Annotated in this window: 20 protein-coding genes; 11 read left to right on the forward strand and 9 right to left on the reverse strand. The window is 66.6% G+C overall.

Annotated elements, in window-relative coordinates:
• Window positions 1–60: 60 nt before the first annotated feature.
• On the reverse strand, window positions 61–276 hold the full coding sequence (locus tag MHZ91_RS19620; protein ID WP_239215305.1) for a hypothetical protein: 216 nt from the start codon (window positions 274–276) through the stop codon (window positions 61–63).
• A 226-nt stretch (window positions 277–502) separates the two neighbouring features.
• Here MHZ91_RS19620 and MHZ91_RS19625 point away from each other — a divergent pair, with 226 nt between their 5' ends.
• The 4 genes from MHZ91_RS19625 to MHZ91_RS19640 all read left to right on the forward strand — a co-directional run bounded on the left by MHZ91_RS19625 (window position 503) and on the right by MHZ91_RS19640 (window position 2290).
• Window positions 503–1234, forward strand: coding sequence for a TenA family transcriptional regulator (locus tag MHZ91_RS19625; RefSeq protein ID WP_239215306.1), 732 nt, complete (start codon window positions 503–505; stop codon window positions 1232–1234).
• A gap of 72 nt (window positions 1235–1306) precedes the next feature.
• Window positions 1307–1606 (forward strand): 2Fe-2S iron-sulfur cluster-binding protein, encoded by a 300-nt coding sequence (locus MHZ91_RS19630; RefSeq protein ID WP_056566926.1) that lies wholly within the window; start codon window positions 1307–1309, stop codon window positions 1604–1606.
• Window positions 1603–1938, forward strand: coding sequence for a ferredoxin (locus MHZ91_RS19635; protein ID WP_239215307.1), 336 nt, complete (start codon window positions 1603–1605; stop codon window positions 1936–1938). Before MHZ91_RS19630 ends, MHZ91_RS19635 begins: the two co-directional genes overlap by 4 nt.
• Window positions 1939–1942: 4 nt before the next feature.
• Complete coding sequence (locus MHZ91_RS19640; protein ID WP_175123763.1) at window positions 1943–2290, forward strand: 2Fe-2S iron-sulfur cluster-binding protein; 348 nt, start codon at window positions 1943–1945, stop codon at window positions 2288–2290.
• A gap of 69 nt (window positions 2291–2359) precedes the next feature.
• On the opposite strand, the gene MHZ91_RS19645 is transcribed toward MHZ91_RS19640, so the two are convergent.
• Together MHZ91_RS19645 and MHZ91_RS19650 are read right to left on the reverse strand one after the other, a co-directional pair.
• Entirely contained in the window at window positions 2360–3082 is a 723-nt protein-coding gene (locus tag MHZ91_RS19645; RefSeq protein ID WP_105237069.1) for a GntR family transcriptional regulator, read from the reverse strand.
• Between the two features lie 79 nt (window positions 3083–3161).
• Complete coding sequence (locus tag MHZ91_RS19650; protein ID WP_239215308.1) at window positions 3162–3905, reverse strand: sulfite exporter TauE/SafE family protein; 744 nt, start codon at window positions 3903–3905, stop codon at window positions 3162–3164.
• Window positions 3906–4135: 230 nt separating this feature from the next.
• Between MHZ91_RS19650 and MHZ91_RS19655 the strand changes: the two genes are divergently transcribed.
• From MHZ91_RS19655 to MHZ91_RS19670, 4 genes are all read left to right on the forward strand, one after another.
• Window positions 4136–5668, forward strand: a complete 1533-nt coding sequence (locus MHZ91_RS19655) for a hypothetical protein (RefSeq protein WP_239215309.1) — start codon at window positions 4136–4138, stop codon at window positions 5666–5668.
• 170 nt (window positions 5669–5838) lie between these two features.
• A complete protein-coding gene (locus MHZ91_RS19660) occupies window positions 5839–7299 on the forward strand; it encodes an aldehyde dehydrogenase family protein (RefSeq protein WP_239215310.1) in 1461 nt (486 codons plus the stop codon).
• Window positions 7300–7328: 29 nt separating this feature from the next.
• Entirely contained in the window at window positions 7329–7808 is a 480-nt protein-coding gene (locus MHZ91_RS19665; protein ID WP_056319338.1) for a heme-binding protein, read from the forward strand.
• Window positions 7809–7819: 11 nt separating this feature from the next.
• Window positions 7820–8827, forward strand: a complete 1008-nt coding sequence (locus MHZ91_RS19670; RefSeq protein ID WP_239215311.1) for a 2Fe-2S iron-sulfur cluster-binding protein — start codon at window positions 7820–7822, stop codon at window positions 8825–8827.
• 34 nt (window positions 8828–8861) lie between these two features.
• Here the strand turns inward: MHZ91_RS19670 and MHZ91_RS19675 are convergent, their stop codons facing one another.
• The 6 genes from MHZ91_RS19675 to MHZ91_RS19700 form a co-directional block, all read right to left on the reverse strand.
• Window positions 8862–9299, reverse strand: coding sequence for a universal stress protein (locus tag MHZ91_RS19675; RefSeq protein WP_175123758.1), 438 nt, complete (start codon window positions 9297–9299; stop codon window positions 8862–8864).
• Between the two features lie 104 nt (window positions 9300–9403).
• Window positions 9404–11110 (reverse strand): ABC transporter ATP-binding protein, encoded by a 1707-nt coding sequence (locus tag MHZ91_RS19680; protein ID WP_239215312.1) that lies wholly within the window; start codon window positions 11108–11110, stop codon window positions 9404–9406.
• A gap of 14 nt (window positions 11111–11124) precedes the next feature.
• The gene (locus MHZ91_RS19685; protein WP_239215314.1) at window positions 11125–12003 is read right to left on the reverse strand and encodes an ABC transporter permease; all 879 of its coding nucleotides are present in this window, start codon (window positions 12001–12003) and stop codon (window positions 11125–11127) included.
• The gene (locus MHZ91_RS19690) at window positions 12000–12977 is read right to left on the reverse strand and encodes an ABC transporter permease (RefSeq protein ID WP_175137152.1); all 978 of its coding nucleotides are present in this window, start codon (window positions 12975–12977) and stop codon (window positions 12000–12002) included. The genes MHZ91_RS19685 and MHZ91_RS19690 overlap by 4 nt, the downstream gene beginning before the upstream one ends.
• A gap of 19 nt (window positions 12978–12996) precedes the next feature.
• The gene (locus MHZ91_RS19695; protein WP_175137153.1) at window positions 12997–14679 is read right to left on the reverse strand and encodes an ABC transporter substrate-binding protein; all 1683 of its coding nucleotides are present in this window, start codon (window positions 14677–14679) and stop codon (window positions 12997–12999) included.
• 61 nt (window positions 14680–14740) lie between these two features.
• Window positions 14741–15568 (reverse strand): hypothetical protein, encoded by an 828-nt coding sequence (locus MHZ91_RS19700; protein WP_239215316.1) that lies wholly within the window; start codon window positions 15566–15568, stop codon window positions 14741–14743.
• A gap of 226 nt (window positions 15569–15794) precedes the next feature.
• Between MHZ91_RS19700 and MHZ91_RS19705 the strand changes: the two genes are divergently transcribed.
• The 3 genes from MHZ91_RS19705 to MHZ91_RS19715 all read left to right on the forward strand — a co-directional run.
• A complete protein-coding gene (locus MHZ91_RS19705; RefSeq protein WP_239215318.1) occupies window positions 15795–17036 on the forward strand; it encodes an SfnB family sulfur acquisition oxidoreductase in 1242 nt (413 codons plus the stop codon).
• A gap of 4 nt (window positions 17037–17040) precedes the next feature.
• Window positions 17041–18258 carry an SfnB family sulfur acquisition oxidoreductase gene (locus MHZ91_RS19710; protein WP_239215320.1) on the forward strand — a complete coding sequence of 406 codons (1218 nt, stop codon included), beginning with the start codon at window positions 17041–17043 and terminating at the stop codon, window positions 18256–18258.
• 19 nt (window positions 18259–18277) lie between these two features.
• Window positions 18278–19586: LLM class flavin-dependent oxidoreductase (locus MHZ91_RS19715; RefSeq protein WP_239215322.1), on the forward strand; the 1309-nt coding region annotated here is incomplete at its 3' end.

Below are 19586 nucleotides of genomic sequence, written 5' to 3' on the forward strand. Positions count from 1 at the left end.
TAGCCGGGGTGTTTCAATCCCGGCTTTTCAGGCCAGGACGTTCAGTCCCGGGCTTTTCCTTCAGCCAGCTTGGCAGACGGTGTCGTCGCGTTGCGTGCGTGCGGCGGGTGCGGTTGCGCGTAGCGGTTGCAGACGCGCGTTGCGGAACGGGGCCAGCAGTTCGGCCCAGGACGACGGGAACAGCGGCGTGGCGTGGCGCACGGCGTCGCGGCGAGCGTAGTGGGTGAGCAGTTGTTGACCGATCGGGGCGTCGCCCAGCGGGTGGCGGGTGTTCATGGTATTTCCGTATTGCGTTGAAATTGTATTCATTGTACGCCTGCGCCGCGCTTTGGTCCAATTCGCCTCGTGGCTGGTAAGTGCTTGATCTGGTTGAAACTGTCCCTCTTTAAGCGAGGAACTCCGGGATTGCCCTAGCGGCTCAAAACAGTAGACGGTATACAATGTTCATCATGCCCGGGCTGACACAGGCCTGGAATTTCTCCCACTGGACCTGGAGCGAGTCATGGCAGAACTGATGAACCGAGATGAATTCCGTACGGCGCTGGATAACGCGATCAAGGGCAAGAGCGCCAACGCGTCGCCCTTTTCGATCGCCTGGGCCGAAGGCAAGCTGAGCCGCGAGCATCTGTCGCGCTGGGCCGAGAACCACTATCACTATGTCGGCCCCTTTGCCGACTACCTGGGCTACCTGTACGCCCGCACGCCGGACACCTATACCGAGGCCAAGGATTTCCTGCTGGCCAACATGTACGAAGAGGAGATCGGCGGTGATCGCCACACCGACCTGCTGATCCGCTTTGCCGAAGCCTGCGGCACCACCCGCGAACGGGTCACGAATCCGGACAACATGTCGCCCACGACGCGCGCGCTGCAAAGCTGGTGTTATGCCGTGGCCATGCGCGAGGATCCGATCGTCGCGGTGGCCGGCCTGGTGGTGGGCCTGGAATCGCAGGTGCCCTCCATCTACCGCAAGCAGACGCCGACCCTGCGCGAGAAGTACGGCTTCACCGACGAGGAAGTGGAGTTCTTCGACCTGCACATCGTGTCCGACGAGATCCATGGCGAACGCGGCTACCAGATCGTGCTGGAGCACGCCAACACGGTGGACCTGCAGCAGCGCTGCCTGAAGATCTGCGAAATCGGTGCGCAGATGCGGCTGCTGTACACCACGGCGCTCTACACCGACTACGTGCAGGACGAGATCAAGCTGCCCGAACTGGGCCTTGCCGCCTGATCGCGCGAACCCGCCCGGCCCGCCCAGCCCGGCCGGGCGGTGGCCGCGCCGCAGAACCTGGACGAAGACCTCATGCCTACCGTTGTGTTTCATAAAGGCGGCCAGACCTACACCGACGTGGTGAAGGACAACACCAACCTGGTGGTGCGGGCCGGCATCAAGCAGTTTCCGTTTCCGCATCTGCGCTATGAATGCGGCATGGGCAAGTGCGCCAAGTGCGCGTGCCGCATCATCGCCGGCGCTGAGCATCTGCCGCCGGTGAACTGGAAGGAAAAGAAGCAGCTGGGCGACCGTGTCGACCAGGGCTACCGGCTGGCATGCCAGCTTTGGCTGAGCAGCGACATCGAGCTGTCGCAGGACGTGGAGGCATGATGGCGGCGCAATCCACCTATGTGATCCTGACCTCCAAGCCCGGCGTCTTCCGCACCGAGGCGGGCGACGGCGCCGACATCATCGAGACCTACGACTACGTGTTCTGCGGGCGCGCGCTGGCGGTGTTCAGCATTGCCCGCCTGGACCGTGAGATCAAGCTGGTGGTCACCGAGGAAACGCCGCCCTACGTGGTCAACCACGTACCGTCCAAGTTTCTGGAGAAGTTCTCGTCGGTGGACGCGGCCCGCAAGGAGCTGGCGCACCTGACGCGTTTTGGCAGCATGGCGTCGACGCTGACGCTGCGGTCCGGCGTGCGCGCCGCGGAGCACTGAATATATGGTCCAGATCACGTTCCTATCCAACGGCGGCATGGTCGCCACCGCGCCGGAAAACAGCAACCTGTTGCGCGTGTCGCTCAAGGAAAAGGGCGGCATCCCGTTCAAGTGTGGGGGCGGCCTGTGCGGCACCTGCAAATGCCGGATCGAAGAGGGGCTGGAAAACACCGACGCCATCAAGCCAAAGGAGCGCAAGCACCTGCGGCCGGAAGACTTCGAAGCCGGCTACCGCATGGCCTGCCAGACGTTCGTGAATGGCGACGTGAAGGTGTCGTGGGTGGTGCAGAACGGCAAGGGGATCGTGGTCGGCGCGGCGCCGGGCGCGGTGGAAACGGCCACGACGGGATGAGCGGATCGCGGGGGCGCGGCCCGGCGCCGGCGCGGCGGCGGTGACAGCCGCTCGTCAGGGGTCAGGCGCTCAGGCCACCGACGCCTGCTGCGGCGGCTGCTGCGCTTCGGTGTAGGCCTTGGCCGCGTTGTGCACGTGCTGGCTGGCCAACAGCGCCGCCAGATCGCCGTTGCCCGCGATGACGGCATTCAGGATCTGCGAATGCTCGTCCCAGTTCTGCTTGGCGCGGCGCATGTTGCTGGGCGCGAACAGCAGGGCGGTGCGGTCGCGCAGCGAGCGCATCAGGTCGGTCAGCACCACGTTGCCGCCGATCGTGGCCAGCATTTCATGGAACTGCGAATTGAGCGCCAGGAACTTGTCCAGTTTCTCGTCGCGCGCGGCTTCTGTGCCTTCGCGCAGAAACGCCTGCAGGCGCTCCACCGTCTTTTCGTCGCGGCGCTGCGCGGCCAGCTTGGCGTTCAGGCCTTCCAGCGTGGCGCGCACTTCCACCATGTCGTAGGCCACGGCATCGGACAGCACCGACACCGACGCGCCGCGCCGCGGCTCGATCGTGACCAGGCCTTCGGCGGCCAGCGCACGCAACGCCTCGCGCACCGGAATACGGGATACACCCATTTCTTCGGACAGGCGGCCTTCCACCAGGCGGTCGCCGGGCGTGAACTCGCCGCTCAGGATGCGTTCGCGCAGCTTGTCGCGGATGACGGCAAACAACTGCGGGTGCTGCTCGCCGATCTTCAGCGGGGAGGAATGCTGCGTCTCGACGGCTTGCGGGCTGACGGGGGAGGTTGTCATGGCGAGCAGGTTTGGCGTAATGGATATAGTCGGCATTGTATTACCGGGTGTAGCCGTCCGTCGCTGGCGGTTTGTCGCATCAGTGCACCCAGAACGACTTCACCAGCACGCCCACCGCGCCCATGGCGCAGGCGACGAGCAGCACACCGCGCACCGCGCGGGGAGGCAGCAGGGTGCGCAGCCGGCTGGAGACGGCGAATCCGGCCAGCAGAAACGGCGCCAGGCTGAGCGCCAGCCCGGCGTGATAGCCCGTGTAGCGCTTGGCCAGCGCCAGCATGGTGAGCGAAAAAATGGATCCCAGAAAGAGCACCATGCCCAGCGTGGCACGCAGCCGCGGCGGCGCCGCGTGCTGCAGCACGATGGCGATGGGTGGGGCGCCCACCGACGTCATCGTGCCCATGATCCCCGAGGCAACGCCCGCCCCGGACACCCGGCCCGGCGTCGCGGAGAACTTCAGTCCCGCCACGCTGAGCGCGACGGCGGCCAGGATCATGCAGGCAAAAAGCACGCCCAGCGCCTGGGGCGCAAAGCGCGCCATGGCGTAGATCGCGATCAGGGTGCCGACGGCGCGCCCGGCCAGGGCGTAGGAGACGGCGGGCCAATCGATGGCGGCCCGCTCGCGCAGGGCGGTCAAGAGCGAAATGAAGCCGCCCAGGGTCAGAAGCGGGCCAGGCGCCAGTTGCGGGAAGAACATGGCGGCGACGGGTGCGGCGAACATCGCAAACCCCACGCCGCCCACGCCTTGGGCGACGGCCGCGCCGAACACGACGGCTGCCATGGCCGCGTAATGCCACAGATCGGTGGTTATCAGGGAGGACAACATGCCTGAGGGCTTTGTAATTTATGTATACGATAGTCTATCGGTGAATTCGGACCTTGATCGCAAATTTCCAAAAACTCCGGGTAATCCCTTGATTTTCAGCTGAAAATCAGGCTGAAACCCGCACTATCGATTTCCCTAGGCGGCGCATATTTCGGTTGGTATGGCTTCTGACGAAATATAGTATACCGAGTGTGGCGACCCAACAGCCACGCATACAAGGGGAATAGCGCATGCAATCCGACGTCGTGCTCACTGCCGCTCATTGGATTTACCTGATCAGTGTGGCCGCCATCATCCTGACGATGATCCTGCGCGCCAATGTCGTGGTGCCTTCCGTCATCGGTACGTTCCTGGTCGTGCTGGCGATCACGGGCAATCCGATCAGCGGGCTGATCGGCATCTTTTCCGCCAGCTTCGTCGCCGCCAAGGAGCTCTTCAACATCTTTCTCGTCATCACGTTCATGACGGCGCTTCTCAATTCCTTGAAGACACTGCAGGCGGACGTGCGCATGGTCCAGCCATTTCGGCGGGTCATGCGGGGCGGGCATTCGTCGTTCGTGATCATCGCCCTCTGTACCTATGTAATCTCGCTGTTCTTCTGGCCCACGCCCGCCGTGCCGCTGGTGTCCGCCATCCTGCTGCCGGCAGCCATCGCGGCCGGGCTGCCGCCGCTGGCCGGCGCCATGGCCATCGCGATCGCGGGGCAGGGGATGGCCCTGTCGTCGGATTACGTGATCGGCGTGGCGCCGAGCATCAGCGCCAAGGCGGCGGGGGCGGCCGTCAGCGCCGCCGTCGTGGCCGACCGCGCGCTCGTGTTGTCCTTGATCACCGGCGGGATCGCGCTGGTGGCGGCCTACCTGCTGGTGCGCCGTCACATCGTGCCGGCCGATCCTGCACTGCTGACGGCCTGGCAGGCCCGCGCGCAGGACGGCAGCCTGGCGAGCATGGAACAGGCCGGGTCGTTCGACAAGGCGGAACTTGCCCGTGGCACGATGGGCGCCGATCCCGCGCTGCCCGCCGGCCCCGCGCTGAGCGAGGAAGAGCAGCGCCGTGTCCGCTGGTCGAAGGTATTCGCGGTGGTGACGCCGCTGGCATTCCTGGCCGTGATCGCCGTGATGGTGCTGCCCCGGCTGTTCCCGTCGCTGCCCGCCCTGCGCGGCGGCGATGCGGCGGCGCTGGTCGGCGGCGTCGCCTTCGTGGTGATGATGCTGGTGACGCTGGCCGCCGAAGGCCCTCGCAAGATGCTGGACGTCTGTCCGGAACACGTGACCGACGGCTTCGTGTTCGCGTTCAAGGCGATGGGTTCCGTGCTGCCCATCGCGGGCTTCTTCTTCGTGGGCGCCAATGAGACGGCCGCGCAGATCCTGGGCGTGCCGGCGGCGCAGGCGCCCGGCCTGCTCTTCGAGGTGATCTCCGCCGCACAGCACCTCATCCCGGAAAACCACTTCCTCGTCGCCTTCGGTGTGCTGCTGGTCGGCATGATTACCGGCATCGACGGTTCGGGCTTCGCAGGTCTGCCGCTCACGGGCACGTTATCCGGCGCGCTGGGTCCGGTCGTCGGCGTAGACCCCGCGACGCTGGCGGCGGTCGGCCAGATGGGCGCCGTCTGGACGGGCGGCGGCACGCTGATCGCCTGGTCCTCGCTGATCGCGGTGGCGGGGTTTGCGCGGGTGAATGTGCTGTCGCTGGTGCGCGCGCTGCTGCTGCCCGTGCTGCTGGCGCTCTTCGTCTCGACGATCTGCGCCGTGCTGATCTGGAGTTGAACGGCGCGACCTGACGCGAAAAGGCTCCCGCGCGGGAGCCTTTTTGCTGACGCTTCAGGTGGGGTTTCCACGGATCGTCGCCTAATGATTAAAGTATACAATGTTCTGAACGTAGCCCAGGCGCCTTGCGCCTGCCGCGCCCGCCCAGACTCAATCAAGGAAGCGCTCCCGTGGACGATCTCTCGCAGCAGACCTTTTTGAACTACATCGGCGGCAAATGGACGCCCAGCGTGTCGGGTAAAACCGCGCCGAACCGCAACCCGGCCGACACGGACGACGTCGTCGGGCAATTCCAGGTCTCCAACGCCGAAGACGCCCGGCAGGCGGTCCTGGCGGCCGAGGCGGCGTTTGCCGCGTGGCGCGACACGCCGATCTCCAAGCGCGCGGCCATCCTGTTCAAGGCGGCCCAGCATCTGGAAGACAACGCCGCGTCGATCGCGCGCGAACTGACCCGTGAAGAAGGCAAGGGCCTGAACCTGGCCAAGGACGAGGTCTTGCGTTCGGCGCAGACGATCCGTTTCTACGCGGTCGAAGGCCAGTCATTCACCGGGGAGACCTATCCCAACGACGATCCGGACATGATCGTCTACAGCCAGCGCGAACCGCTGGGCGTGGTGACGGTGATCTCGCCCTGGAATTTCCCCATCTCGATTCCGGCGCGCAAGATCGCACCGGCCCTCATCACGGGCAACACGGTGGTGTTCAAGCCCTCGTCCGACGCGCCGATGTCGGGCTATCGCCTGACCGAGGCCTTCGTGCAGGCCGGATTGCCGGCCGGCGTGCTGAACTTCCTGACGGGCCCGGCAGGAGCGGTGGGCGAAGCCATCACGGGGGCGAGCCAGGTGCGCGCCATTTCGTTCACCGGCTCCACGGCCGCCGGCGAGCAGATCCATCGCACGGCCGGCCTGACTACCCGGACGCAGATGGAACTGGGCGGCAAGAATCCCTTGATCGTGCTGGCCGACGCCGACCTGGACCGCGCGGTGGACCTGGCAGTCAAAGGCGGTTTCTCGCTGAGCGGCCAGGCGTGCACCGGCACCAGCCGCGTGCTGGTCGACCGCAAGGTCAGCGGCGCCTATACGGAAAAGCTGCTCGCCAGGATCAAGACGCTGACCATCGGCAACGGCCTGGACGGCAATTTCGACCTGGGCCCCCTGGCCACCGCCCGCCAGCTCGACAACGTGCTGGGCTACGTCGAACTGGGCAAACAGGAAGCCACGCACCTGTATGGCGGTGATCGCCTGACGGGCGCGGGTTTCGACCGCGGCTATTACGTCACGCCCGCGCTCTTTGCCGGCGTGACGCAGCAGATGCGCATTGCCCGCGAAGAAATCTTCGGTCCGGTGATCGCGCTGATCGAGGTCGACGGCTATGAAGACGCCATCGCGCAGGCCAACGACACGGAATACGGCCTGTCGGCCGCCATCGCCACCACCGACGCGCGCTACGCGCACCGCTTCGCCCGCGATATCCAGGCGGGCACCGTGAAGATCAACCGCACCACTACCGGCAACCTGATCAACGCGCCGTTCGGCGGGCTGAAGCATTCCAGCACCTCCACATTCCGCGAATCGGGCCGCGTAGGCCTGGAGTTCTACACGCAGATCAAAACCGTCTACCGCGCCGGCTGACGGCTCATCCATCCAAAGAGGCTTTGCACATGAAACAGATCTATCGCCTGGAACTTGAAGAAGCGCGCGTCATGGTGCGCGCCGCCATCGCCAAGTCGCAGGAAATCGGCGTGCTGGAGTCGATCTGCATCGTGGACGACGGCGGCTATCCGATTGCGCTAGAGCGCATGGATGGCGCCCGCATCACGGGTCCGCAGATCGCCTGGAACAAGGCGTTCACCGCCGCCGGGCACAAGCGCTCGACGCACCTTTTCAATACGCCGCCCAACGGCCCCGCGCTGCCCGGCAACGAAGCCTTCGGCATCCAGTGGAGCTTCGACGGCAAGTTCGCGGTGTTCGTCGGCGGCTTTCCCATCGTGGTGAATGGCGAGGTGATCGGCGGCGTGGGCCTGAGCGGCGGCAACGGCGAGCAAGACACCAAAGCAGGTCTTGCAGCACTGGCTGCGCTGGGCGAACTGCTGGAGCCGCGCGGCATGAAGGTGCTGGTGGAAGCGGACATCAAGAAATAGGCGAGGGCGCCATGGCATACCGCGTGCACATCCTGGAAACCGCAGAAGCCTTTGTCGTCGATGAAGGCGAATCCGTGCTGGAAGCCGCGGAGCGTTCGGCGGTGAAGCTGCCGCACGAATGCACGTTCGGCGGCTGCGGCACCTGCCGCATCAAACTCGAATCGGGCACTGTCCGGTATGACGAATTCCCCATGGCGCTGACCCCGGAAGAGGCCGAGCAGGGCTACGCGCTGGCGTGCCAGGCCCGTCCGACGGCCGACCTGCGCATCAGCGTGGCGAGCAGCCGGCAGACCTTCCCGGAACCTCGCCGCATTCCCGCCACGATCCATCGCATCGCCGCGTTTTGTGACGACGTCATCCACCTGACCCTGGCGCTGCCCGGCGACGGCCTGGATTACGTGCCGGGACAGTACATGAACGTGGTGCTCCCCGATGGCGAAACGCGCAGCTTTTCCATGGCGTCGGCGCGGGCGGGCAACCTGATCGACTTTCACGTGCGCCGCATTCCCGGCGGCCGCTACACCGACCAGTGGCTGGGGCAGGCCAGCGCCGGCACGCCGGTGGAGATCGAGGCGCCGCTTGGCGTCTTCAGCTATCACGAGGAAGATTGGCGTCCGCTCATCATGATGGCCACGGGAACCGGCATCGCGCCTATCAAGGCGATTCTCGAGTCGCTGCTGGACAATGAGGACTGCCCGCCCGTGACGCTGTATTGGGGCATGCGCACCGAGGCGGACCTGTACCTGCGCGACGAGATCGAAAGCTGGGCCGGGCGGCTCTATGAATTCAATTTCGTGCCCGTGCTGTCGCGCGCGGGGGCGGACTGGCAGGGGCGCCGCGGCTACGTGCAGCAGGCGGTGCTGGAAGATCACGCGGACCTGTCGGAACATGCGTTCTATCTGTGCGGCGCGCCGGAGATGATTCGCCAGGCCAAAAGCCTGTTGGTCGAACGCGGCGCCAGTCTGGATCACCTGTACGCGGACAGCTTTACGTTTCAGCACGCGCTGGCGGCCGCTTGACCGCCGCCGCCCGGCCCGACACCTTGAAGCAAGGCTAGCGATACACCAGCACCGGCAGCCGCGTGCGCGCCAGCACGCGCTGCGTCTCGCTGCCCAGCAAAAAGCCCGTCATGCCGTGCCGTCCGTGCGAGCCCATCACGATCAGGTCGCACCCGGACTTTTGCGCCGTCTCCACGATGGCCTCGTGCGGATGGTCGTTCACCGTGACGATGGCTTCGCAGGGCACCAGCGCGTGCCGCGCCTCGGCTTCAAGCCCGTCCAGATACGCCTGCGCGTTCTTGCGCGCCTGATCGGTGTGATGGCCTTCGGTGGTGCCCAGCATTTCGGCCTGGTAAACCAGCAGGTGGTCTTCCGGGATGGCGCGCAGCAGGGTGATGGTGGCGCCCATTTCCTTGGCGAAAACGAGGGCGCGCTTGAATGCCGATTCGGACAGCAGGGATCCGTCCACGGCGATGAGCAAGTGCCTGTACATGTTGCCTCTCCTTTAGGTAAAGGAATGTCCAGCAACGGCGAATCCAGTATAGGCCTGCGGGCAGGCGCAAGCCAGCCCCCCTTAAGGCGGAGCCCGCGGCGGCGTCAGGCGATCCGCCGCTGCGCTTCGGCCCGCGGTTCCAGTCCCCGGGGCAGCGCGGCGATGAGGCTGCGCGTGTACGGGTGGCGGGCGTCGCGCCAGAGCGTGGCGTTCGGCCCCTCCTCGACGATTTGCCCCGCGTTCATCACCAGCACCCGGTCCGCCAGGTAATGCACCACGGACAGGTCGTGCGAAATGAACAGGTAGGACAGCCGGAACTCATCCTTCAGGTCGACCAGCAGGTTGAGGATCTGCGCCTGCACGGACACGTCCAGCGCCGACACCGGTTCGTCGCAGATGACCAGCGCCGGGCGCAGCACCAGCGCCCGCGCGATGCCGATGCGCTGGCGCTGGCCGCCCGAGAATTCGCTGGGGTAGCGTGCCAAGGCGTCGCGCGGCAGGCCCACGGCGTCCAGGATGTGGAGAATGCGGCGCCGGCGTTCGTCGCGATCCTTCACATGGTGAATGCGAAGCGCCGCCTCCAGGATGTCCGCCACGGTGTGCCGGGGATTGAGGGACGCGTACGGATCCTGGAAGATCATCTGCACGCGCTGGCGGTAGCCCGCCAGACGCCCGGCGTCCAGTTCCGTGGTGTCTTCGCCGCCAAGCAGGATGCGGCCCGAGGCCGGTGGCAGCAGCCGAACCAGCGCGCGCGACAGCGTCGACTTGCCGCAACCCGATTCGCCCACCAGACCCACGGTTTCGCCCGCTGCGATCTCGAACGACACGCCATCGACCGCGGCGGTGACGCCGCGGGACGTCCGGTACTGCACGCGCAGGTCCTGCACCTGCAGCAGCGGGCCATTTGCGCTGGCGGCGGGATCGTTGGCGGCGGCGGGCGCGCGCGGCGGCGTCACCAGTCCAAAAACCGGTTTGCCCGACGCAGGATCCAGCCGCGTGCGAATCTCCGGCAGCCTCAGCCTGCTGTAATGCGTGGCGTCGTCCAGCCGCAGCGATGCACCAAGCAGGCCGCGCGTGTACGGGTGGCGCGGCTGGCCCAGCAGCGTGGACGCCGCGCCTTCTTCCACCTTTTCGCCTTGCACCATCACCGCCACGCGGTCGGCCCATTCGCCCACCACCGCCAGGTCGTGCGTGATCAGCAACAGCCCCATGCCCAGTTCACCGCGCAGGTCGTCCAGCAGTTTCAGGATCTGCGCCTGGACAGTCACGTCCAGCGCGGTGGTGGGCTCGTCGGCCACCAGCAGCGCGGGCTGGCAGGCGATGGCGGCGGCGATCATCGCGCGCTGGCGCTGACCGCCCGACAGGTGATGCGGATAGTCGTCCACCCGGCGCTGCGGCTCGGGCACGCGCACCAGGTCGAGCAGTTCGATGGCGCGGGCGCGGGCCGCGCGGGCTGACGCGCCGCGATGCAGACGCAGCGCTTCGCCGATCTGGTCGCCCAGCGTCAGCACCGGATTCAGGCTGGTCATCGGCTCCTGGAAGATCATGGCAATGCGGTCGCCGCGCAGCGCGCAGCGGCGGCGCTCAGGCAGCGCCAGCAGGTCCTGGCCCTCGAACAGCACGCGGCCCTGCACTTTCGCATGGCGCGGCAGCAGCCCCAGCAAGGCGAGCGCGGTGGTGGACTTGCCGCAGCCGGACTCGCCCACCAGCGCCAGTGTTTCGCCCGCGCGCAGTTGCAGGTCCAGCTTCCGCACGGCCTGGTGGCCGGGGAAGGCGACGTTCAATCCTTGGATGTCGATCAGCGTGGTCATGGCAGGAGATGAAGTTACGACTGGACGGCAGCGGCGGGCTGTGCCGCGACGCGGCGGCGGCGCAGCTTGGGGTTGAGCGCGTCGTTGATGGCGTCGCTGAGCAGGTTCAGCGCCAGCACCGTCGCCATGATGGTCAGGCCGGGCAGCGCGGTCATGTACCACGCGGTGCGCAGCGCCTCGCGGCCCGCGCCGACCATGCTGCCCCAGCTCACCACGTTGGGATCGCCCAGTCCCAGAAAGGACAGTCCCGCTTCGGACAGGATGGCGTGAGCCACCAGCACGGCGGTGGTCACGATGATGGGCGGCAGGGCGTTGGGCAGGATCTCGCGGAAGATGATGCGGGCGTGGCCGGCGCCCAGCGTCTGCGCGGCACGCACGAATTCGCGTTCGCGCAGCGAAATGAATTCGCCGCGCGTCAGCCGCGCGATGCCGGTCCACGACGTGATGCCCAGCGCAAAGATGATGGTCGACAGCGACGGCCCCAGAATCGCCACCAGCACGATCGCCAAGAGGAACGAGGGCACCGTCTGGAACAGCTCGGTGATGCGCATCAGCACGGCGTCGGTGCGCGGACCGGCATACCCGGCAAAGGCGCCCACCAAAAGGCCGATGCCCAGCGCAATCGCCGCCGACGCGCCACCCACCAGCAGTGACACGCGCGCCCCGTGGAAAAGTCCGGCCAGGATGTCGCGGCCCATCAGGTCGGTACCCGCCGGAAACGTGGCGTCCTCGCCGGGCCAGGTGAACGGCGCGCCGACCATCTCCAGCGGATCGTCAGGGAACAGCCAGGATGCGGTGGCCGCCGCGCCGATCACGATGGCCAGAATGACCGCGCCGACGGCGGCCGAAGGCGTGCGCAGCAGGCGCAGGGCGGCAAGGGCGGGTGCTTTCATGTCTTTCTCACTCGGGGGTCGAGCAGGCCGTAGCAGGCATCGACGGCAATGTTCATCAGGGCGACCAGCGCCGCGCTCATCAGCAGGATGCCCAGCAGCAGGTTCACGTCGCGGCTGGCGATGGCCTCGAACGACAACTGCCCCAGGCCCGGCCACGCGAACACGGTCTCGACCACGATGCTGCCGCCCAGCAGCGCGCTGCTTTGCAGACCCAGCATGGTGATGACCGGCAGAATGGCGTTCTTCAGGGCATGGCGCCAGATCACACGCGCCTCGCCGTTGCCGCGGGCGCGGGCCGTGCGGATGTAGTCCTCCTGCAGGGTCTCGATCATCGATGCGCGCGACAGCCGGGCGTAGATGGCCACGTAGTAGATCGCCACGGTCGTGACCGGCAGCGCCAGGTGGCGCGCGTAGTCCAGCCACAGCGCCCAGCCTTGATGCGCCGCGCCCACGTCACGGATGCCGCCGACCGGCAGCCAGTTCAGGTGCACGCCAAAGCCCACGATCAGCATCAGCGCCGTCCAGAACATGGGCGCGGAATAGCCGGCCGTGGCCAGCCCGGACAGCAGCGTGTCCAGGAGGCCCTGCGGACGCCGGGCGGCCAGCACACCCAGCAGCACCCCGACGGCCACGGACAGCGCCAGTCCTGTGCCAATCAGCGCCAGCGTCGCGGGCAGCCGGTTGAAGATCAGGTCCGACACCGGTTCGCCATAGCGGAACGAATACCCCAGGTCCAGCGACAGCAGGCTCTTGAGGTAATAGCCCAGCTGCGCGAACACGCTCTGGTCCAGGCCATACGCCTGGCGCAACTGCGCGACGTGCTCGGGCGTGATGCCGCTGTTCTCAGAGGCGATCACGTCCACCAGATCACCAGGCACGAGTTTCAGCAGGAAGAAGTTGGCAATCGCGGTGACGCCCACCACGAACAGGATCTGCAGCAGGTAGCGCAGCGGACGGGGCAGGCGAAGGGACATGGCGATCTTTCCCCGGCCGTCAGGCCTTGCCCAGCCAGACGTTGGCAAAGTTGTTGCGCGAATGGGACGAGGCATCCGTCACGTTGCGCACCTGCTTGTCCCACACGCCAAACCAGCGGAACTCGAACAGCCCGATCAGCGGCAGATCACGCTGCGCCAGCCGCTGTACCTCGTTGTACTGCTCGATGCGCTTTTGCGGATCGGTTTCGATCTGCGCGGCTTCGATGGCCCGGTCCATGTCGGCGTTCTTGTAGCCGGACACGTTGTACCAGGGCGTGCCCTTGGCCTCAGCCTTGCTCCAGTAGCGCGTCTCCACGCCCAGCTGCGGATCGATCAGCACCGTGCCCCAAGAACTGATGAGCTGGAAGTTGTAGTCGGTGAACACATTGCGCGTCCATGTCGCCAGGTCCAGCCCGCGTAGCGTCACGTCGATGCCGATCTTGCGCAGCGCCTGGCGCACGAACTCGCCAGTGCGGCGGTAGTCGTCGCCGAACGGGATGTAGTCGTGCGTCAGCGCAAAGCGCCAGCCGTCGGCCTTGCGCGGATAGCCCGCTTCGTCCAGCAGCTTCTCGGCCAGCGCCGGATCAAACGGATACTGCTGCACGTTGGGATTGTGATAGGGCTTGACCAGCGACGGCACCGGGCTGACGAACGGTTCGGCATAGCCGTTCCAGACGGTCTTGACCAGCACCTGCTTGTTCACAGCATGCGCGATGGCCTGGCGCACTTTCAGGTTCGACAGGATGGGATCGCGCAGGTTGGCTTCCAGCCACAGCCACGCCGCAAAGCCGTTGTAGCCGGACGTGTCGACCGCCAGCTTGGGCAGCTTGGACAGGCGCGTCGCATCGGTGAAGGCCACCGGATTGCGCTCGCCGTAGGCCACGCCGCCGGTTTCCAGCGCAGTGGCGCGGCCCGAGACGTCGGGAATGATCTTCCAGACGATGCGGTCCAGGTACGGACGCTCGGGCTGCCAGTATTTCTCGTTCTTCTCCAGCACGATGTAGTTGCCCCGGTTCCATTCCTTGAACACGAAGGGGCCCGTGCCGATGGGCTTGTTGTTGTAGGGATTGTTCTGGATGTCCGTGCCTTCGAACAGATGGCGCGGCAGGATCGGCGCACCCAGCGAGTCGATCGCGTTCAGCGCGACGGGGGTGGGCTGGGACAGGTGCAGCACCACGGTGTGATCGTCCGGCGCCTCCACCTTCTGCAGGTACTGGAACACGCGGCGCGCGCTGGGCGCATGTTTGAGCCACACTTCCTCGGCCGACCACTTCACATCCGCCGACGTGAACGGCTTGCCGTCATGCCACAGCACGCCCTGGCGAAGCTTGAAGGTGATGGTCTTGCCGTCCTCCGACACGGTCCAGCTTTCGGCCAGGACGGGACGCGGTTTGAGGTCCGGGCCGTACTCCACCAGCCCGTCGAAGATCTTGCTCACCACCGCGCCGGTCGGCGTGGACGAGTTCAGGTAGAACGCCAGCGTCGGCGGTTCCGGATGCACCACCGCATTGAGCACGCCGCCGCGCACCGCGCCGTCCACCGTGTTGGGCAGGCTGTTCGTGTCGGCGTGCGCTGGCGCGAAGATCACGTTGGGAAACAGGGCGCCCGAGCCCATCAGCGCCGCGGCGCCCATGAGCCAGCGTCGCAACGGGCTGGCGGGCTGGTCCTGATCGTCCGCGGCGGGGGGAAGAGACTGCGTCATCGTGGTGTCCTTGCGTGTGAGATAGAAGCGTCGTGCAGAGAAGGGGGGAAGGTGTGAGGAATCACGCCGCCAGGCTGGTCAATGCAGGCAGATCCGCCGGATCACGCCGCAGCAGCGTGGCCAGCAGCTCGCGCCGCCACGCGTCGTACAGCGCGACGTGGTTGCGGGTGTCCAGGCGCGTGGCATGTTGGTTCAGCTGCCAGGAGTCGCGCAGATAGGGACCCAGGATGCGCTGCGCATCCTCGTCGGCCTGAATCATGCCTTCCACCCAGTCTTCACGTTGGGCCGGGTCCGCGCGTTCCAGCTTGTTCAGCCACCACTGCGTGATGCGGATGCGGTGCGCTTCCTCGTCCGGCAGAATGCGGTTCTCGCCGAATTCGCGGTGGCCGAAGTCCAGCACCTGTGCGGTGCGCCGGTTCACGAACAGGCGCGCCAGGATGTAGTGCTCGTAGTGAAACTGCCACGCCAGGAAGTTCTGCCAATTGCGCAGCGCAAAGCCGCCGATCAGGTCCCATGCGTCACGCACGCCCTCCTCGATCAGCGGCAGCGGATCGGCGCCCAGCAGTATTGCGGCGCGTCCGCGCGAAAACTCCGCGTGCGCCGCGTCGTCGCCAAGCTGACGCGCCAGCGCAAACTGAAACTCGACGTCGTCGTCGAAGAGGCCCGATATCGCATGCGCGGCGACCTGCGTGATGAAGAGGTCATGCACGGTGTTCCACACGGCGTAGCGGCCGGCGGCCTCGCGCTCTTCCGCGTTTGCCAGGTCGCGCGGCGCGTCGAGGCGCGCGGCCGGAATGTTCGGCGCAACGACAAGCCGCAGATCGTCAAACAGCTGCGCTTCAAGCGCGCCGTCGTAATGCAGGGGCAAGGGCAGATCCAGTTCGGGCATGGCGGCTGCTAGGTGGTTGGCGGAAAGACTCGACTCTAAGCAAGCGCCAACGCCCGCCACAAACATTCTTTGGTGATTTGGATATGCGCGCCGCGCCCCGCTAACAGGGGCGTGCGCAACGTTCGGGCGCATATGCCGATTTCAAATAAGCCAATGCAAAATCAGTTCTTCCGCTTCGCCTCGGCCGCGACGTAGGCTGCATGTCTTCTCAACGCCGGGGCATTCCATGCCGCAAGCTTCAAGCATTTCCACCACGCACGACATCGACGAAGCGCCGCGGGTCGTGCCTGCCGTCCGCATCGCCGGCGACGCGCAGGCCATCGACGCCGCGCATGCGCTGGCGGCCGATTTCGCACAAGGCGCGGCGCAGCGGGACCGCGAGCGCGGCTTGCCGTGGCGCGAGATCGAACGCTACTCGGCGAGCGGCCTGGGCGGCATCACGGTGCCGCGTGAGTACGGCGGACCGGACGTGTCCCATGTCACGCTGGCCGAGGTCTTTCGCATCATCAGCGCGGTGGACCCGTCGCTGGGCCAGATCCCGCAGAATCACTTCGGATTTCTGAATCTGCTTCGCCTGACCGGATCGCCCGCGCAGAAGCGGCGGTACTACGAAGGTGTGCTGGCGGGGCGGCGGCTGGGCAACGCGGGCCCCGAACGTCACACGCGCCACACCCGCGACATCCAGACACGCCTTGTCCCCGACGGCGACGGCTTTCGCCTTACCGGCCGCAAGTTCTACTCCACCGGCGCGCTGTTCGCGCACTGGATTCCCTCCAAGGTGCTGGACGCGCAGGGCAGGCTGGTGACGGTCGTGCTGGAACGCGGCGCGCCGGGCCTGACGGTGGTGGACGACTGGTCCAGCTTCGGCCAGCGCACCACGGCCAGCGGCACGGTGCTGCTGGACAACGTGCGCGTGGAAGCGGACAGCATCCTGCCCGCCTGGACCGTGCAGGAAAGCCCCGTGCTGATCGGCCCCTTCGCGCAGCTGATGCAGGCCGCCATCGACGCCGGCATCGCGCAGGGTGCGCTGAACGACACGGTGGCCTTCCTGCGCGAACGCGCGCGCCCCTGGGTGGAGGCCAACGTCGAACGCGCGACGCAGGACCCGTACGTCATCGCCGACGTGGGGCGTCTGTACACCGACCTGCATGCTGCCGAGGCCTTGCTGACCGAGGCCGCGCAACACCTGGACGACGCCGCACGACGCGAGCTGGACGCCGACGCCGTCGCGGCCGCGTCCATCGTGGTGGCGCGCGCCAAAGCGCTGACCACGGAGATCGCGCTTACCGCCAGCGAGAAGCTCTTTGAACTCTCGGGCTCGCGCGCATCGCTGGCCGAGTTCAACCTGGACCGCCACTGGCGCAATGCGCGCACGCACACGTTGCACGACCCGGTGCGCTGGAAGTACCACGCCATCGGCAACCACGTGCTGAACGGCCAGCGTCCCAACCGCCATTCCTGGATCTGACCTCATGCCGCATCAGAACGTGTCCACGCTGGCGCCCCGCCGCGCCGCCATCATCCAGACCGACGCGCAGGCCATCGAAACCGCCCACGCGCTGGCCGCCGAATTTGCCGAAGAGGCGTCGGTACGCGACCGCGAACGCCGACTGCCCCTGCCGGAGCTGGAGCGCTATTCCCAGTCGGGCCTGTGGGGCATCACCGTGCCCCGCGAGCATGGCGGCGCCGGCGTCTCCCGCGTAACGCTCGCCGCCGTCACGGCTATCATCTCGCGCGCCGACGGCTCGCTGGGCCAGATCCCGCAGAACCACTACTACGCGCTGGAAGTCCTGCGCGTGAACGGCAACGCCGACCAGCAGGCCCGCTTCTACGCACGCGCCCTGGCCGGCGACCGCTTCGGCAATGCGCTCGCCGAGGTCGGCACACGCACCGCCGCCGAGCGCCGCACCCGCCTGACGCCCGACGGCCAGGACGGCTGGCGCATCAACGGCAGCAAGTTCTACTGCACCGGCGCACTCTATGCCCAGTGGATCCCCACCGCCACCGTTGACGAGGGCGGCATCCAGCGCCTGGCCTTCGTGCGCCGCGACAGCCCCGGCGTCGAAGTCATCGACGACTGGTCCGGCTTCGGCCAGCGCGTGACCGGCAGCGGCACCGTGGTCTTCAAGGACGTCGCGGTGCCGCGGCAAGACGTGCTGCTGCTTGCCGATCCGTCCGCGCCCGCCAACACGATCAAGCCGCTGGCGCAGCTGATCCACGCCGCCATCGACCTGGGGATCGGCCAGGCCGCGCTGGCCGACGCCGTCGACTTCGTACGCGAACGCTCGCGGCCTTGGATCGACGCCGGCGTCGACGAGGCGCGGCACGACCCGCTGACAATCAGCGAATTCGGCCGCCTGTCCGTCCGGTTGGAGGCTGCCCGCGCCCTGGTGGCGCGCGCCGGCCGAATCCTGGACATCGCCACCACGGACGCCACCGCAGAACACATCGCCGCCGCCGCCATCGCCGTGGCCGAGGCCCGTGCGCTGACCACCGAGGCTTCGCTCGCCGCCGGCACCAAGCTCTTCGAGCTGTCGGGAACGCAATCCACGCTGGACCACCTGAACCTCGACCGCCACTGGCGCAACGCCCGCACCCACACGCTGCACGACCCGGTGCGCTGGAAGATCCATGCTGTCGGCAACTACTACCTCAACGACGCCCCGCCCGCGCGCGTGGGCACCACCTGATACGCCGGAGCGGCACGCCATGGCTAAAAAGCAAATCCTCCTGAACGCGTTCAACATGAACTGCGTCGGCCACATCAACCACGGCCTGTGGACGCATCCGCGCGACACGTCCACCCAATACAAGACGCTGGAGTACTGGACGGATCTGGCCAGGCTGCTGGAACGCGGCCTGTTCGATGGCCTGTTCCTGGCCGACATCGTTGGCGTGTACGACGTCTACCAGGACTCGGCCGACATCACGCTGCGCGAGTCCATCCAGCTCCCGGTCAACGACCCCCTGCTCACGGTCTCCGCCATGGCCGCCGCCACGCGCCACCTGGGCTTCGGCGTGACGGTGAATCTGACCTACGAAGCGCCGTACCTGCTGGCGCGCCGCTTCTCGACGCTGGACCACCTGACCAACGGCCGCATCGGCTGGAACATCGTCACCGGCTACCTGGAAAGCGCCGCGCGCGCGATGGGCCTGTCAGAACAGATCGCCCACGACGAACGCTACGACCGCGCCGACGAGTTCCTGGAAGTCGCCTACAAACTCTGGGAAGGCAGTTGGGACGACGACGCCGTACACGCCGACAAACGCGCGCGCCTGTACGCAGACCCGGCCGCCGTGCGCCCGGTGGACCACACCGGCAAGTACTACCGTGTACAGGGCTATCACCTGTCCGAACCCTCGCGCCAGCGCACACCGGTTCTCTACCAGGCCGGCTCCTCCGGCCGCGGCCAGGCCTTCGCCGCGCGCCATGCCGAGTGCGTGTTCGTCTCAAGCCAAACCAAGGAAGGCCTGCGCAAACTCGTCGCCGACGTCCGCGACGCGGTGGCACGCGAAGGCCGCAATCCGCGCGACATCAAGTTCTTCATGGGCGTGACAGTGGTGCCGGGAAGAACGGAAGCCGAGGCACGCGAGAAGCACGCCGAGTACCTGCGCTACGCCAACCCCGAAGCGGGCCTCGCGCACTACGCCAGCTCCACCGGCATCGACTTTTCGCGCTATGCCCCAGACGAACCGATCCGCTACGTAAAGAACAACGCGATCGAATCGGCCGTCAAGAACCTGACCGTGGCCCGCACCGACCGCACGGTCAACGACCTGCTGGCCGACATGGCATTAGGGGGCAGATATCCGGCGCTGGTCGGCAGCGCATCGCAGATCGCGGACGAACTGGAATCGTGGGTGGCTGAAACGGATATCGACGGATTCAACCTGGCGAGGACGGTGACGCCGGAATGCTACGAGGACTTCATCGACATCGTGGTGCCTGAATTGCAGGAACGGGGGGCGTACAAGCGGGCGTATTCGGAGGGGTCTTTGAGGGAGAAGTTGTTTGGGG

The sequence above is a fragment of the Achromobacter sp. ACRQX genome, from assembly GCF_022346505.1.
GTDB classification, from domain to species: domain Bacteria; phylum Pseudomonadota; class Gammaproteobacteria; order Burkholderiales; family Burkholderiaceae_B; genus Achromobacter; species Achromobacter animicus.

Excerpts from the sequence above, each read along its gene's own strand:
- MHZ91_RS19620 (WP_239215305.1), bottom strand. The coding sequence starts at position 276 with ATGAACACCCGCCACCCGCTGGGCGACGCCCCGATCGGTCAACAACTG.
- MHZ91_RS19625 (WP_239215306.1), top strand. The coding sequence starts at position 503 with ATGGCAGAACTGATGAACCGAGATGAATTCCGTACGGCGCTGGATAAC.
- MHZ91_RS19630 (WP_056566926.1), top strand. The coding sequence starts at position 1,307 with ATGCCTACCGTTGTGTTTCATAAAGGCGGCCAGACCTACACCGACGTG.
- MHZ91_RS19635 (WP_239215307.1), top strand. The coding sequence starts at position 1,603 with ATGATGGCGGCGCAATCCACCTATGTGATCCTGACCTCCAAGCCCGGC.
- MHZ91_RS19640 (WP_175123763.1), top strand. The coding sequence starts at position 1,943 with ATGGTCCAGATCACGTTCCTATCCAACGGCGGCATGGTCGCCACCGCG.
- MHZ91_RS19645 (WP_105237069.1), bottom strand. The coding sequence starts at position 3,082 with ATGACAACCTCCCCCGTCAGCCCGCAAGCCGTCGAGACGCAGCATTCC.
- MHZ91_RS19650 (WP_239215308.1), bottom strand. The coding sequence starts at position 3,905 with ATGTTGTCCTCCCTGATAACCACCGATCTGTGGCATTACGCGGCCATG.
- MHZ91_RS19655 (WP_239215309.1), top strand. The coding sequence starts at position 4,136 with ATGCAATCCGACGTCGTGCTCACTGCCGCTCATTGGATTTACCTGATC.
- MHZ91_RS19665 (WP_056319338.1), top strand. The coding sequence starts at position 7,329 with ATGAAACAGATCTATCGCCTGGAACTTGAAGAAGCGCGCGTCATGGTG.
- MHZ91_RS19670 (WP_239215311.1), top strand. The coding sequence starts at position 7,820 with ATGGCATACCGCGTGCACATCCTGGAAACCGCAGAAGCCTTTGTCGTC.
- MHZ91_RS19675 (WP_175123758.1), bottom strand. The coding sequence starts at position 9,299 with ATGTACAGGCACTTGCTCATCGCCGTGGACGGATCCCTGCTGTCCGAA.
- MHZ91_RS19680 (WP_239215312.1), bottom strand. The coding sequence starts at position 11,110 with ATGACCACGCTGATCGACATCCAAGGATTGAACGTCGCCTTCCCCGGC.
- MHZ91_RS19685 (WP_239215314.1), bottom strand. The coding sequence starts at position 12,003 with ATGAAAGCACCCGCCCTTGCCGCCCTGCGCCTGCTGCGCACGCCTTCG.
- MHZ91_RS19690 (WP_175137152.1), bottom strand. The coding sequence starts at position 12,977 with ATGTCCCTTCGCCTGCCCCGTCCGCTGCGCTACCTGCTGCAGATCCTG.
- MHZ91_RS19695 (WP_175137153.1), bottom strand. The coding sequence starts at position 14,679 with ATGACGCAGTCTCTTCCCCCCGCCGCGGACGATCAGGACCAGCCCGCC.
- MHZ91_RS19700 (WP_239215316.1), bottom strand. The coding sequence starts at position 15,568 with ATGCCCGAACTGGATCTGCCCTTGCCCCTGCATTACGACGGCGCGCTT.
- MHZ91_RS19705 (WP_239215318.1), top strand. The coding sequence starts at position 15,795 with ATGCCGCAAGCTTCAAGCATTTCCACCACGCACGACATCGACGAAGCG.
- MHZ91_RS19710 (WP_239215320.1), top strand. The coding sequence starts at position 17,041 with ATGCCGCATCAGAACGTGTCCACGCTGGCGCCCCGCCGCGCCGCCATC.